The organism is Massilia alkalitolerans DSM 17462 (genome assembly GCF_000427785.1).
GTDB classification, from domain to species: Bacteria; Pseudomonadota; Gammaproteobacteria; order Burkholderiales; family Burkholderiaceae_D; genus Telluria; species Telluria alkalitolerans.
This window is the reverse complement of the sequence record NZ_ATYR01000005.1, coordinates 35,840-49,929: the sequence shown is the minus strand read 5'-3', so window position 1 is coordinate 49,929 and position 14,090 is coordinate 35,840. Positions and strand designations below refer to the sequence as shown.

10 protein-coding genes are annotated in these 14,090 nt (G+C 65.9%); 8 read left to right on the top strand and 2 right to left on the bottom strand.

What is annotated here, in order from left to right:
- The first annotated feature begins 73 nt into the window (after nucleotides 1–73).
- From galE to YWC_RS0107100, 7 genes are all read left to right on the top strand, one after another.
- Nucleotides 74–1,072 carry a UDP-glucose 4-epimerase GalE gene (galE, locus tag YWC_RS0107130; protein ID WP_027864750.1) on the top strand — a complete coding sequence of 333 codons (999 nt, stop codon included), beginning with the start codon at nucleotides 74–76 and terminating at the stop codon, nucleotides 1,070–1,072.
- Between the two features lie 36 nt (nucleotides 1,073–1,108).
- On the top strand, nucleotides 1,109–2,287 hold the full coding sequence (locus YWC_RS0107125; protein ID WP_027864749.1) for a nucleotidyltransferase family protein: 1,179 nt from the start codon (nucleotides 1,109–1,111) through the stop codon (nucleotides 2,285–2,287).
- Nucleotides 2,284–3,702 (top strand): mannose-1-phosphate guanylyltransferase/mannose-6-phosphate isomerase, encoded by a 1,419-nt coding sequence (locus YWC_RS0107120; RefSeq protein WP_027864748.1) that lies wholly within the window; start codon nucleotides 2,284–2,286, stop codon nucleotides 3,700–3,702. Before YWC_RS0107125 ends, YWC_RS0107120 begins: the two co-directional genes overlap by 4 nt.
- A 158-nt stretch (nucleotides 3,703–3,860) precedes the next feature.
- Nucleotides 3,861–4,601, top strand: a complete 741-nt coding sequence (locus tag YWC_RS0107115; protein ID WP_036213515.1) for a PEP_CTERM-anchored TLD domain-containing protein — start codon at nucleotides 3,861–3,863, stop codon at nucleotides 4,599–4,601.
- A 105-nt stretch (nucleotides 4,602–4,706) separates the two neighbouring features.
- Nucleotides 4,707–5,771, top strand: a complete 1,065-nt coding sequence (locus YWC_RS0107110) for a TIGR03790 family protein (RefSeq protein ID WP_027864746.1) — start codon at nucleotides 4,707–4,709, stop codon at nucleotides 5,769–5,771.
- Between the two features lie 181 nt (nucleotides 5,772–5,952).
- Nucleotides 5,953–8,964, top strand: a complete 3,012-nt coding sequence (locus YWC_RS0107105) for an ExeM/NucH family extracellular endonuclease (RefSeq protein ID WP_027864745.1) — start codon at nucleotides 5,953–5,955, stop codon at nucleotides 8,962–8,964.
- Between the two features lie 22 nt (nucleotides 8,965–8,986).
- On the top strand, nucleotides 8,987–9,607 hold the full coding sequence (locus tag YWC_RS0107100) for an NF038129 family PEP-CTERM protein (protein WP_027864744.1): 621 nt from the start codon (nucleotides 8,987–8,989) through the stop codon (nucleotides 9,605–9,607).
- Between the two features lie 100 nt (nucleotides 9,608–9,707).
- Here YWC_RS0107100 and YWC_RS0107095 read toward each other — a convergent pair whose 3' ends face one another.
- Nucleotides 9,708–10,043 (bottom strand): hypothetical protein, encoded by a 336-nt coding sequence (locus YWC_RS0107095; protein WP_027864743.1) that lies wholly within the window; start codon nucleotides 10,041–10,043, stop codon nucleotides 9,708–9,710.
- 320 nt (nucleotides 10,044–10,363) lie between these two features.
- Between YWC_RS0107095 and YWC_RS0107090 the strand changes: the two genes are divergently transcribed.
- Nucleotides 10,364–10,780 (top strand): hypothetical protein, encoded by a 417-nt coding sequence (locus YWC_RS0107090; RefSeq protein ID WP_036213511.1) that lies wholly within the window; start codon nucleotides 10,364–10,366, stop codon nucleotides 10,778–10,780.
- 93 nt (nucleotides 10,781–10,873) lie between these two features.
- On the opposite strand, the gene YWC_RS28610 is transcribed toward YWC_RS0107090, so the two are convergent.
- Nucleotides 10,874–14,077: a S8 family serine peptidase gene (locus tag YWC_RS28610; protein ID WP_036213509.1), complete on the bottom strand. Its 3,204-nt coding sequence runs from the start codon at nucleotides 14,075–14,077 to the stop codon at nucleotides 10,874–10,876.
- Between the last annotated feature and the right edge of the window lie 13 nt (nucleotides 14,078–14,090).

Here is a 14,090-nt window from a genome sequence, read left to right as displayed (position 1 = left end):
CTACGGGGGTGATATGCTACGCTATTGATTGCCACATTATTAATACATTTCATATATCACAGAGAGAAACACAATGAAGATCCTGGTTACTGGCGGTATGGGCTACATCGGCTCGCATACCGTCGTCGAGCTGCAGAACGCGGGCCACGAGGTGGTCGTGGTGGACAACCTGTCCAACGCGGTCTCGTCGGTGCAGGAGCGGGTGCAGCGCATCACGGGCAAGAACTTCGTCTTCGAGGAAGCCGACATCCGCGACCGCGCGGCGATGGAGCGCATCTTCGGCGCCCACAAGGTCGACGCCGTGATCCATTTCGCCGGCCTGAAGGCGGTGGGCGAATCGGTGGCGCAGCCGCTGCGCTACTACGACAACAACGTCAACGGCAGCGTGATCCTGTTCGAGACGATGGCCAGGTTCGGCGTGAAGACCATCGTGTTCTCGTCCTCCGCCACCGTGTACGGCGACCCGGCCTCGGTGCCGATCCGCGAAGACTTCCCGCTCTCGGCCACCAACCCCTACGGCCGCAGCAAGCTGATGATCGAAGACATCCTGCGCGACCTGGCCAAGGCCGAACCCGACTGGCGCATCGCGCTGCTGCGCTACTTCAACCCGGTCGGCGCCCACGAGAGCGGCCTGATCGGCGAAGAGCCGAACGGCATCCCGAACAACCTCGTTCCCTACATCGCCCAGGTCGCCAACGGCCAGCGCGAGAAGCTGTCCGTGTTCGGCGGCGACTACCCCACCCCGGACGGCACCGGCCTGCGCGACTATATCCACGTGGTGGACCTCGCGATCGGCCACGTGAAGACCCTCGATCGCCTGGCGAAGGAGCCGGGCATCGTCACCTACAACCTCGGCACCGGCCGCGGCAACAGCGTGCTGGAAATGGTGCGCGCCTTCGAGCAAGCCTGCGGCCGCAAGATTGCCTACCAGATCGTCGACCGCCGCCCCGGCGACGTTGCCCAGTGCTACGCCGACCCGGCCAAGGCGCGCGAAGAGCTGGGCTGGACTGCCGAGCGCGATGTCGCCCAGATGTGCGCCGACGTGTGGCGCTACCAAACCACTGCCAAATAAGCACTGCCAAACAATCCATATGTAAAGGACGGTCTGATGAAAGCCATGATTCTCGCTGCAGGCAAGGGCACGCGTGTGCGCCCGCTTACCTATGACCTGCCAAAACCCATGATCCCCTTGCTGGGCAAACCGGTAATGGCCTACCTCGTCGAACACCTGAAAAAGCATGGCGTGACCGAAATCATGGTCAACGTCAGCTGGCTGCACGAAAAGATCGAGGAGTATTTCGGTGAAGGCGAGCAGTTCGGCGTCCAGATCGGCTACTCGTTCGAGGGCTACATCAACAACGAGGGCGAGGTCGTGCCCGAGCCGATCGGTTCGGCCGGCGGCATGAAGAAGATCCAGGAATTCGGCGGCTTTTTCGACGACACCACCATCGTGCTGTGCGGCGATGCCCTGATCGACCTCGACCTAAAGGCCGCGCTGCTTGAGCACCGCCGCAAGGGCGCGATGGCCACCGTCATCACCAAGGAAGTCCCGTGGGACAAGGTCTCGTCCTATGGCGTGGTGGTCACCGACGCGGAAGGCCGCATCACCGAGTTCCAGGAGAAGCCGAGCGAAGCCGAAGCCAAGTCCAACTTCATCTCTACCGGCATCTACATCTTCGAGCCGGAAGTCATCGACCTGATTCCGTCGGGCGTGCCCTTCGACATCGGTTCGGAACTGTTCCCGCTGCTGGCCGAGCGCGGCCTGCCCTTCTATGCCCAGGGCCGCCCCTTCAACTGGCTCGACATCGGCACCATGAGCGACTACTGGGAAGTGCTGCAGACCGTGCTGACCGGCGAGGTCAACCACATGGACGTGCCGGGCATCCAGATCGAGCCGGGCGTCTGGACCGGCCTGAACACCAGCATTGACTGGGAAGGCACCACCATCGAAGGCCCGGTCTACATCGGCTCCAACGTCAAGATCGAAGCCGGCGCCCGCATCGTCGGCCCGACCTGGATCGGCCACGGCAGCCACATCTGCGAAGGCGCCGAGATCGTGCGCAGTGTGTTGTTCGAATACACACGGGTGTTGCATGATGTAACATTGCACGAAATGATCGTCTTCAAGGACTACAGTGTCGACCGCAAGGGCGAGATGAAGCATGCCTCCGAGTATTCTTCGCAGGAATGGCTGAATGCGCGCGACCGCCGCCGTTCGGTCCGCAAGGAAATCGATGGCGTAGCCCAGAACGCAATTCAAAAGATCAAAGAGAAAGCAAGCGCATGAAAATTTATCCAGTCATCCTCTCCGGCGGCGCCGGTACCCGTCTGTGGCCGTTGTCGCGCGCCGTGCTGCCCAAGCAGCTGCTGCCGCTGGTAGCGGACCGGACCATGCTGCAGGAAACTGCGCTGCGGGTGGCTGAATGGCCGGGAGTGATGGCGCCGCTGGTCGTGTGCGGCAACGACCACCGCTTCATGGTGGCTGAACAACTGCGCGAGACCGGCATCACCCCGCTCGGCATCCTGCTCGAGCCGGTCGGCCGCAACACCGCCCCGGCGGTGGCCGCGGCTGCCTACTATCTGAAGGCGATCGACCCGGAAGCCATCATGCTGGTGCTGCCGGCCGACCACGTCATCGAGGACGGCGCCGCCTTCCGCGACGCGGTCGAGCGCGCCGTCACGCTGGTGTCGCAGGGCGCCCTGGCCACTTTCGGCATCGTGCCCAAGACCCCGGAAACCGGCTACGGCTACATCCGCCGCGGCGAACAGGTGGCCGGTTGCGGCGACTGCTACAAGGTGGCGCGCTTCGTCGAGAAGCCGGATGCCGCTACCGCGCAAGGCTTCCTGGACGAGGGCGGCTACTACTGGAACAGCGGCATGTTCATGTTCCATGCCGAGCGTTTCCTCAAGGAGCTGCAGGAGCACGCGCCGGCCATCGCCGACGCTGCCGAGAAAGCCGTCAGCACGGGCTACCGCGACCTCGACTTCTGCCGCCTGGAAGAAAAGGCCTTCTCGGACAGCCCGTCCGATTCGATCGACTATGCGGTGATGGAAAAGACCGTCGATGCCGCCGTGGTACCGGCCGACATCGGCTGGAACGACGTCGGTTCCTGGTCGGCGCTGTGGGAGGTGCAGCCGAAGGATGCCAACGGCAATGCCCAGCGCGGCGACGTCTACCTGGACAACGTGAAGAACTCGCTGGTGCGCGCCGAATCGCGCATCGTGGCCGTGGTCGGCGTGGAAGACCTGGTCGTGGTCGAGACCCAGGACGCGGTGCTGGTCACCCACAAGGACCAGGTGCAGCGCGTCAAGCAGGTGGTCGACCACCTCAAGTCCAAGGCCCGTACCGAGCACCTGCATCATACGCGCGTCTATCGTCCGTGGGGCCACTACGAAGGCATCGATGCGGGCGACCGTTTCCAGGTCAAGCGCATCACCGTCAAGCCGGGCGAGAAGCTCTCGCTGCAGATGCACCACCACCGCGCCGAGCACTGGGTCGTGGTGTCGGGCACTGCGCGCGTGACCTGCGGCGAGAAGGTTTGCCTGCTGTCGGAAAACGAGTCGACCTACATCCCGATCGGCATCACCCACCGCCTGGAAAACCCGGGCAAGATGCCGCTGCATCTCATCGAGGTGCAGTCCGGCAGCTACCTCGGCGAGGACGACATCGTCCGCTTCGAGGATATCTACCAGCGCGCCTGATCTTCAACGGTGTAGTAGCAAGGTGGGCGGCTCGACCGCCCACCTTGCGTATACGGCCGCGTGATAGCGCCGCGCTCGCTTGCATAGCGGAACCGTGTGAACCCCTTCCGGAACGCGGGCATACAATGCCCGCAACTGAACCGAGCGAGGGGGCATCCATGAAAACAATGCTTGCGGCATCGAGCCTGGCCATCAGCATGAGCCTGGGCCTGGTTGCGCCGGCGGCGCATGCCCAGAACGGCACGCCGCTGCTGGACCTGACCCTGTACGGCCAGCTCGAGCGCTGGCTCGGCGCCGGTCCGCTGGACCTGCGCAACATCTATACGCGCGAGCAGGGTCACAATTCGCGCGATTTCCATGCGGCCGCCGATGGCGCCGGCATGAACTTCACGCTGCTGCAGGTGACCAACGATTTCGGCCAGAGCTGGATCGTCGGCGGCTACAACCCGCAGAGCTGGTCGTCGACCGACGGCTGGCACGAAACCCCGCGCGACTGGCAGCGCACCGCCTTCATCTTCAACTTCACCGACGCCAAGCTGTGGCGCCAGGTTCAGTCCGAAGACATCCTGCCGAACCGCGGCCTGCGCCAGACCTTCAACGAACCCAACCACGGCCCGACCTTCGGCGCCGGGCCCGACCTGTTCGTCAACGACCGCCTGAACGCGGCGCTGTCCTGGCAGGTGAGCTATGGCGACGGGCTCTCCGAGGGCACCAGCATCATCGACGGCAGCACCGGCGGCCAGCTGTTCCGGGTCGACGCGCTCGAGGTGTATTCGATCTCGCTGGTGCCGGAACCGGGCAGCACGGCGATGTTCGTCGGCGGCCTGGGCGTGCTGGGCTGGGCGGCATGGCGGCGGCGCGCCGCTGCGGTCCCTGGCGGCAAGGCACGCAAGCATTGAAAAGCGCCGAAGGGCAGGTGCGGATCGTCGCTTGAGGGTTTGGCAAGCTGTGGCATGATGGCGGCGGAGCCCGGCTCCGCCATTCGTCCACCTTGCGACCGATCCATGCGACTGAACCTGCAAACCCGTTTGCGTGCGCCTTTGCGTGCCATCTTCTGCTGCTGCCTGGCGGCCTTGTGCCTTGCCGGCGTCCTCCGCGCGCCGGACGCCCATGCCGCCAGCGCCTCCGCGCTCAAGCCCGAACAACTGGCCATCGTCATCAATGACGACGACCCGCACAGCGTCGCCGTCGGCGCCTATTACCGCAAGCGCCGCGATATCCCGGCCGCGAACGTGGTACACGTGCGCATTCCGGGCAAGCCGCGCAGTATCAGCCCGGCCCAGTTCCGCCTGCTGAAGGAGGAGATCGACAGCCAGCTCGGTCCCGGGGTCCAGGCCGTGCTGATGGTCTGGACCGCGCCCTATGCAGTGGACTGCAATTCGATCACCGGCGCCTATACCCTCGGCTTCGACGGCGGCCAGTGCGCCAGGACCTGCGCGCCTGGACAGCCGAGTGCCTATTTCAACAGCAAATCGGCGAAACCCTTCAGCGAGCACGGGATGCGGATCTCGATGCTGCTGCCCACCGAGTCGGTGCAGGAGGCAAAGGCGCTGATCGACCGCGGCGTCGCGGCGGGCTTTCGTACCGTGCCCGCCACCGCCTACTATCTCGCCACCTCGGAAAAGGCGCGCAACACCCGTGTCGGTTTCTTCCCGCGTCCCGGCCGTATCCCGGGCCGCCGCCTGGCTACCCGCGTCATGCAGGCCGACGTGCTGGAAGGGGTGAAGGACGTACTGGTCTACCAGACCGGTATGGCCCAGGTCGCCAAACTCGAGACCCTCGGCTTCGTGCCCGGGGCTCTGGCCGACCACCTGACCTCGCTCGGCGGCGACCTGCTCGGCAACAGCCAGATGAGCAGCCTGCGCTGGCTCGAGGCCGGCGCCACCGCCAGCTACGGCACCGTCAGCGAACCCTGCAACCACTGGCAGAAGTTCCCCAATCCCTCCGTCCTGCTGCGCCACTACCTGAGCGGCAACAGCGCCATCGAAGCCTACTGGAAGAGTGTTGCGTGGCCAACACAGGGGCTATTTATTGGCGAACCGCTCGCCGCACCGTATCGCGGACGTTAGCAGCAAACTAAGCATACATACACGGCAGTACCAGCTTCTCTTTCCGCCCGTAAATAAAAGGGCAGGTTTGCTCGCGCTTGTCTGTCATGAATTTGTCACCGTGTCGATTTACTATCAATTTTGCTAATGATAAATTTCATTTTGCTAACGTTATCCACGTTCAACTCGACCAGGACTTTTCATGAAAATGCATGTTGCACCGATTTGCCTACCCGGGCGACTCACCGTGCTGGCCGCGCTACTCGCCGGCCTCGCTACTCCTGCCTTCGCCGCGCCCAGCCCTGTCGTGATCAGCCAGGTGTACGGCGCAGGCGGCAATGCCAACGCCGCCTGGAACCGCGATTTCATTGAACTGTTCAACCGGAGCGGCAAGGCGGTCAGCCTCGGTGGCTTGAGCCTGCAATACCAGGCTGCCGGCGCCAGCAGCAACTGGGCGTCGTTTACCGCATTGCCGAACGTAGTGCTGGAACCAGGCCAGTACTTCCTGGTCGGCGCCGCTTCCGGCGGCACGGTGGGCGCCTCGATCGGTGACGTGGACCACAGCACCAACTCGATCAACATGTCCGGAACCACCGGCAAGATCGCGCTGGCCGAGTCCACCACCCTGTTGGGCGTCGCCGACGGCGGCGGCAAGCTGGTCGACCTGGTCGGGTTTGGAACGGCCAGCCGATACGAAGGCGCCGCGGCCGCACCGGCGCCATCGACCACCAACTCCATCCAGCGCCGGGCACTCGGCTGTACCGATACCGACCAGAACGCTGCCGACTTCGAGGCCAAGGCGGTCACCGGTCCGCGCCGGACCACGTCGGATCGCAATGTCTGCCCTGGGGGCGGCGATCCGGATCCGACGCCGCAGCCGAAGCCGATCGTGACCAGTTGCCCTGCCAGCGTCACCGGCCAGCAGGGAACTGCCTTCAGTGCCGCCCTGAGCGCGAGCGACGCCGACAGCATCGTCAACGCCGCCAGCATCAGTTCGGGCGCCGTCGCCGGTATCTCGCTGGTCAACTTCAGTGCGGCCGGCGCGAATGGCGCGAGCGCCAGCGTCAGCCTGGTGGCCGATGCCTCGGTCGCCAGCGGCATCCACCAGGTCGCCGTCAAGTTCACCAATAACGACGCGCAGGAAGCCAGCTGCACCGTGAGCGTGAGCGTGAGCGGCACGCTGACGATCCCGCAGATCCAGGGCAGCGGCGCGACCAGCCAGTACCGGAACACGGTCCAGACCACGAGCGGCGTGATCACCCACAAACTTCCAGGCGGCGGCTTCTTCATCCAGGACGCCGGCGGCGACGGCAACCCGGAGACATCCGACGGCCTGTTCGTGTTCGGCGCCACCACTGCCGCCGCCGTTGGCGACCTGGTGCGCGTGACCGGCACCGTCCTCGAATACACGCCAAGCGGCGCGACCCGCTCGTACACCGAACTGAGCAACGTTACTTCCGTGACCCGCGTCGGTGCCGGCGGCAGCGTGGCGCCCACCAACATCGAGCTCCCCAACAGCGACCTCGCACGTTACGAAGGCATGCTGGTGCGCTTCGTGGGCGGCCTCACCGTCAACCAGACCGCCTACCTCGGCGAACGCGGCGAACTGACGCTGTCCAATGGCCGCCGCGAACTGCCGACCAATCGCTACGTACCGGGCTCGAGCGATGCGATCGCGCTGGAAGCGGCGAATGCACGCAACATGATCGTGCTCGACGACGGCATCTTCACCACCCCGGCCCAGGTTCCCTACCTGTTCGCCGACGGCACCGTGCGCGCCGGCGACACCGTCAGCGACCTGACCGGCGTGCTCGATTTCGGCGCCATTGGCGGCGGCGGCGCGGCGTTCAAGGTGCAGCCGACCGAAGCACCGGTGTTCTCGCGTACCAATCCGCGCACCGAAGCTCCGGTGCTCGCAGCCGGCAACGTCAAGGTGACGAATGCCAACGTGCTGAACTTCTTCACCACCTTCACCAACGGCGGCGATGCCTGGGGCGGCACCGGGAAGGGCTGCACGGTCGGCACGACTACCCGCGCCAGCAATTGCCGCGGCGCCGACAACATGGCCGAGTTCGAGCGCCAGCGCGACAAGATCGTCGCCTCGCTGAAAGCGATCGACGCCGATGTCGTGGGCCTCAACGAGATCCAGAACAACGGCGACGTCGCAGTCGGCTACCTGGTCGACCAGCTCAACGCAGCCTATGGCAAGCCGACCTATGCGGTGGTGCCCAAGCCGGCCGCCCTAGGGACCGACGCCATCCGCGTGGCGATGATCTACAAGCCGGCGGCGGTCTCGCTGGTCGGCGGCGCGCTGTCGGACGGCCACGACGTCAACAACCGCCCGCCGATGGCCCAGACCTTCAAGGCCGCCAATGGCGCGAAGTTCTCGATGATCGTCAACCACCTGAAGTCGAAGGGCGGTTGCGGCGGCGCCCAGCCGGGCGACATCGACAGCGGCGACGGCCAGGGTTGCTGGAACAAGACCCGCATCGAGCAGGCGCAGCGCCTGGTCAGCTACTTCATCCCGCAAGTGCTTGCCGCTTCCGGCGACCCCGACGTGCTGGTGATGGGCGACCTGAACTCGTACGGTTTCGAAAACCCGATCACCTACCTGACCTCGAACGGCCTGGTCAACCAGATCGAACGCTTCGTGCGCCCGAAAGGCATCGCCTATTCGTACATCTTCGGTGGCCTCAGCGGCTACCTCGACCATGCACTGGCCAGCACCTCGCTCGACCCGCAGGTGGCCGACGTGGCCGAGTGGCACAACAATGCCGACGAGCCGGAAGCAATCGACTACAACCTGGGGGACAACGCCGTGGATCCGTACGTCAAGAACGCCTACCGCGCGTCGGACCATGACCCGGTGGTGGTCAGCCTGAACCTGACCCCCAGCTTCACCGACGTGAGCGCCTCGGTCAAGGTGGCGCAGAGCGGCCTGACGATGAACCGCGCCACCCTGAAGTACACCGGCAAGATCACCTTCACCAATACCGGGTCCACTCCGCTGGCCGGGCCCCTGCAGTTCGTGCTGCAGGGCCTGACCGACGGGGTGAGCCTCGACGCTGCGGATGGCTCGTTCAATGGCGCGCCCTATGTGACGCTGCCGGATGCGCTTGCGCCGGGCGCCAGCGTGACGCTGACCACGACATTCAGCAATCCCGCCAAGAAAGCGATCGGCTACACGCCGAAGCTGTTCTCGGGCACGTTCTAATCACTTCATCGGGAATCACACCATGAACTTCAAGAATTTCTTCCTGCGCGCCGTGCTGGTGCTCTCCATCCTGGCAGCGGCCCCGGCCGCACTGGCGGGTCCGATCTACCGCGTCACGCTCAATACCGGGTGGGCTGGGCAGAGCGGATTCCTCGACCTGAGTTTCGGCGGCCTGGTCGGCGCCGGCAGTTCGGTCGCGCGCGTTACCGGGTTCCAGGGCGACTTCGACACCACGGTCGACCCGTACTTCGAGCCGGACGACGGCAGCGGCCAGGGCAGCGAGCGCGCCAACGGCAGTCGCGCCGGGGGCTTTACCCTGGTGGCCGGCGATACGCTGGCGCTGGTCAGCCAGGCCGTGACCTTCGGCGACAGCTTCAGCTTCGACCTGCAGTTCGACATCGCCGCCGCCGGGCTGGCCTCGGACTTCGGCATCGGGCTGCTGGACGAAAACCTGAACCCGCTGACCTGGGGCGATACTGCGTTGACGTTCACCGTCACACCGGGCGGCGGCGTGACATTCGTCGGTGCCGAACTGGCGTCGGTACAGATCGTCAACGACGTGCCGGAACCGTCGGACTGGGCGCTGGTCCTGACCGGCCTGGTCCTGATCGGCAGCATGCGCCGCCTACAATCGCGCCGCTGATCTGTTCCTGCGTGTCAAAGCACCTGCCTGCGGGCAGGTGTTTTTATTTGTAGAAGGGGAAGGGCAGCGGCGCAGGAGCACCGCGATGGAGCAGGAAAGATCAGGACTGGGCAGGACCGTTGCCTTCGGCAGCGGCGCGGCGCATCGCATCGATGCGGTAGGCTTCGGCATTGCCGTCGATGATGCGCAGGCTGCGGCAGCCTTCGGCGGCGCAGTCCGGGGCCGGGTTGTTCGGGCCGGCGGCGGCGGCGACGGCCGGGCCGGTCGACACGGCAGCGGAGGAGGCTGTCGCGGTGGCGGTTGCGGCGACACCCAAGTCGCTTTGGACTGCCGAGCCGAGCGTCATCGAGGTCTGGGTCTCCTGCTGGCCTGCGCCGCAGGCGGTCAGGAGGGTGGTCAGGGCGATGGCGGCGATAGTACGGAGGGAGATGTTCATGGTCGGTCTGTTGAGCAAGCTCGTCTGTAACGAGTTCTATTGTAGTGAGTAAATTTTTCCAGTGCTCAATTATTTTCGTTAGTGAACAGAAAATATTAAGATTTAGAAACAGAAATACGCGACGTTGCCGTGCGTTGGGCGCAGTTGGCGCATCTGTTTTTAAGGAAATAAAGAATTCCCAGAGGAAATTGATGTCCTGCGGCAACGGTTAGGTGTGACCGTACAACGACAGGGCCTCGGTGTTGCTGTTGTCCTGGCAAGCCCAGCCATGCATACGGGATTCGCTTGACCACATGTTGGCAAGAAGGGAAGATGGACCTATGCGAAAACTCATCCTTGTCTTCCTGCTCGGCTGCGCCGCCTGCACCACCCAGGCCCAGGACCCGCTGCGTCAACGGGCGCCTTCCCCGAATGCACCATCGGCCACGGCCCCGTCGGATACCCTCGGCAGCCTGCGCGCACTGGTCGGCGACGCCGCCTGCAGCGACAGCGCCCAGTGCCGTACGCTCCCGCTCGGCGCGCGTGCCTGCGGCGGGCCGGAGGCCTACCTGGCGTATTCGACCGCGAAGGGATCCGAAGCCCAGTTGCGTAGCCTGGCCGAGCGTTACCAGGCCGAGCGCAGGGCAGCCAACAAGGCATCCGGCATGATGTCCACTTGCCAGTTCATGCCCGATCCAGGCGCGGTCTGCCAGGCCGGGCGCTGCCAGCTGGGCACCGGAGAGGCGCTGGCGCGCTAGGCGCGGAGACGGCGACCCGAAAAAAAACACCCTGCAAGCCGGAACTTGCAGGGTGTTTTCATTTGCGCGGGCCAGGAGCCGGCCCTTGCCAACTCAGTCGGCCGCGGCGACCAGCGCCGAGCCTTCTTCCCTGACCTGCTTGGCAGCCGGGGCCGGGGTCGGGATCGGGTTGCTTGCATCCACTTCCAGCAGCGAGGTGCCGAGCGTGGTGCTGCCGTCCAGGTAGCGGATCGCGCCGAGGTAGCGGGTGCCCGGGGTCAGGTCGGACCAGCTTGCCACTGCCGACGAGGTGCCGCCCACGAACACGCTGCTTGGCAGGGTGACCTTCAGGTTGCCGCCGGTGTCGGCGCTGCCGACCACCCACGATGCCAGGGTGTAGGTGGCGCTGCCGCCGCGCGGTGCGTAGCCTGCCACGCAGACACGGTAGGTGCCGGCCGCCGGCGCCATCAGCGTCACCATCTCGTTCGAGGTGGCAGTGCCGCTGTAGCCGACTTCGGTGTTCGCCGAGTTGTAGACCATCAGGTCGAGGTCATCCGAACCGCCGGCCTTGAAGCCGCTGGTGTCGATGTCGCGCAGCGAGAAGCGGGCCACCATGGTGCCGGCCGGGATCGTGACGCTGGTTGCCGTCACGCCTGCCGAACCGCCGGCCTTGCACTCGGCCACGCCGCCGTCTGCCGCCAGGGTGCGGCCGACCGACTGCTCCGCCAGGGTCGCCGGCTTCAGGCCGCCCTTGAGCGAGGTCAGCTTGCCGGTGAAGCCGCTGCCGATGGTGAAGACCTGGTTGCCGGTCACCTGTTCGCTGTGCAGCACTGGCGGGTTGGTGAAGGCCTGCGGACGGGCGGTCAGCGGGCTGCGCACCACGTGGACGCCGTCACGCCATTCCAGCGCGCCGAAGCTGTACGCGTTCATCGCCGCAGTGGTGCGAGTCAGGTTGACGCTGAACGTGCCCTTGGCGCCCGGCGCCAGCGTCAGCGATGCCGGCACCACCGACACGGTGAAGCCCGGCAGCGATGCGGTGGCGTTGTAGGTCGAGGACTTGTCCGACACGTTGGTGACGGTACGGGTCAGCGTGATCTTGCCCAGCACGCTGCCCGCGGTCAGCGAGGGCAGGTTCAGGTTGTACGCCGGGATGCTGCCGAACGAGCTGCAGGTGGCAGCGGTGAACATGCCGCCGATGCCGCAGCCGAAACGCACATGGTCGGTCACGCCCGAGTCGTACACCAGGCCCGGATCGGTGGCCATGTTCGGCACCACGTGGCCGGCGCCCTGGCCCCATGGCAGCTGGCCGTTGGCTGCTCCGGCGCGGCCGTCGGGGAAGGTCGCGGCGGCGGTGGTCATCAGCGCCGACTTGATGGCCGCTGGCGACCAGTCCGGGTGCAGCTGCTTGAGCAGCGCCGCCAGGCCGGCCACGTGCGGGCTCGACATCGAGGTGCCCTGGTAGGACGCCCAGGCGACGTTCGGCACTTCGCTGCCGTTGGCGATCGCGTCGCGTTCGGACTGGGACTTGACCGGGGTGACGCCGGCGATCACGTCGACGCCGGGGGCCGTCAGGTCCGGCTTGAGGATGCTGGTGTAACCCTGGTTCGGGCCGCGCGACGAGAAGCTGGCCATGACCGGGGCCGGGGTGGTACCGACCTGCGGGCTCCAGGCCGAGATCGCGACGGTGGCGCCGCTGTTGGCCTGCACGTAGCTGCGCAGCGCGGTGCCGTCGGCCAGGCTGATGTGGACTGCCGGCACCGAATGCACTTCGGACACGAGGGCGTTGGCGGTATCGATCAGCACCATGCCGGCGCCGCCGAGTTCACCCACCACCTTGCTCTTGTCGATACGGGCGCTGTTGCCGCGTTCGCACAGGACGACCTTGCCCGCGACCAGGCTGGCGTCGAGCGCTGCGGCGGCGCTGCCGCCATAGGTGGTGCGGTCGGTTGCGGAGTAGCACAGGCGGCGCGCTTCCTTGTCGGCGGCGTTCAGGCTGGCATACGGCACCACGCCGGCATCGCGCGCCGAGATCGCCGGGGTGGCCGGCAGCGCGGTCGTGTTGAGCGACGCGCCCAGGTACTTGATGTTGGCGCCGGTGGTGGCGGTGGCGCCGTTCAGGCGGTTGTGGGTCGAGGCGGCGACCGTGGTCACCCACGGGCTCAGGTGGGCCACGGCGTTGGCCGGGCCGCTGTTGCCGGCCGAGGCGGCGACGAACACGTTGGCGTTGGAGGCGCCGAAGAAGGCCAGTTCGACCGGGTCGGTGACGCTGGTCTGCGAGCCGCTGATCGAGTAGTTGATGACGTTGACGCCATCCTTGACGGCCTGGTCGATCGCCGCGACGCTGTCCGAGTTGTAGCAGGAGTTGCGGGTGCCGCTGCCGTCCGGGTTGGTGGGGTCGATGAAGGTCCAGCAGACTTTGTAGGCCGCGATGCGGGCGGCCGGCGCCATGCCGCTGGCGCGGCCCATCGCCACGCCGTTCAGCGTGACCGGGGCGCCGTGGTTGCCGCCCGCGGTGGTGGCGGTGTGGGTGCCGTGGCCGCCGTGGCCGGATGGCCCGTCCACCGAGTCGCGCGGCGAGGTGAAGTCGGACCAGTGCTGGACCCGGCCGCTCGCCTTGAAGGTGGTGTTGAAGTAGCGTGCGCCGATCAGCTTGTTGTTGCAGTGCGATGCACTGAAGCCTTCGCCGGTCTGGCAAGTGCCTTTCCAGCTGCTCGGGGCGGCGCCGAAGGCCAGTTCGCCGGAAGCGTCGAAGGTCGGGTTGCCGTTGGCGTCGACGCGGTCGGCGAACGAAGGATGCTCCGGCCAGATGCCGCCGTCGACGATGCCGATGACGACGCCGTCGCCGGCCTTGCCCACGCCGCCCTGCTGCTGGTTCCACAGGCCTTGCGCCTTGTCCAGGCCCAGGAAGGTCGGGGTGAAGTTGGTGTCGAGGGTGCGTTCTTCGTCGGCGGTGATGGCGGCGACGGCCGGGTCGCGCTTCAGGGCCCGGACTTCATCGTCGGTCATCAGGGCCGCAAAGCCGTTGAAGACCACGTTGTACTTGTGGGTGACATTGGCCTGGTTGACGTTCGCCAGCACGGTGTTCTGCTTTTGGTCGAGGTAGCTGATGTAGGCCTGGACGTCGCCGGCGTTGACATTGAGCTGCTGGCCGGCGGCCGGCTTGGTGGCCGGCAGGCCGGCGATCTCGCCGGTGTAGGTGGCGACCGGCTTGTCGGCCAGCTGGACGATATAGGAGCGGCGCACCTCATCGGCGGATGCCTGCATTGCCACGCTCGACAGCAACGCGAGGACGGCGAGGGATACTGGACGCAGTTTCATTCTTGTTCCTTGT

What these genes read in the sequence shown, in the direction of transcription:
- YWC_RS0107095 (WP_027864743.1), bottom strand. Translation starts at nt 10,043, where the DNA reads ATGAACATCTCCCTCCGTACTATCGCCGCCATCGCCCTGACCACCCTC.
- YWC_RS0107090 (WP_036213511.1), top strand. Translation starts at nt 10,364, where the DNA reads ATGCGAAAACTCATCCTTGTCTTCCTGCTCGGCTGCGCCGCCTGCACC.
- YWC_RS0107120 (WP_027864748.1), top strand. Translation starts at nt 2,284, where the DNA reads ATGAAAATTTATCCAGTCATCCTCTCCGGCGGCGCCGGTACCCGTCTG.
- YWC_RS0107110 (WP_027864746.1), top strand. Translation starts at nt 4,707, where the DNA reads ATGCGACTGAACCTGCAAACCCGTTTGCGTGCGCCTTTGCGTGCCATC.
- YWC_RS0107115 (WP_036213515.1), top strand. Translation starts at nt 3,861, where the DNA reads ATGAAAACAATGCTTGCGGCATCGAGCCTGGCCATCAGCATGAGCCTG.
- YWC_RS28610 (WP_036213509.1), bottom strand. Translation starts at nt 14,077, where the DNA reads ATGAAACTGCGTCCAGTATCCCTCGCCGTCCTCGCGTTGCTGTCGAGC.
- galE (WP_027864750.1), top strand. Translation starts at nt 74, where the DNA reads ATGAAGATCCTGGTTACTGGCGGTATGGGCTACATCGGCTCGCATACC.
- YWC_RS0107105 (WP_027864745.1), top strand. Translation starts at nt 5,953, where the DNA reads ATGAAAATGCATGTTGCACCGATTTGCCTACCCGGGCGACTCACCGTG.
- YWC_RS0107125 (WP_027864749.1), top strand. Translation starts at nt 1,109, where the DNA reads ATGAAAGCCATGATTCTCGCTGCAGGCAAGGGCACGCGTGTGCGCCCG.
- YWC_RS0107100 (WP_027864744.1), top strand. Translation starts at nt 8,987, where the DNA reads ATGAACTTCAAGAATTTCTTCCTGCGCGCCGTGCTGGTGCTCTCCATC.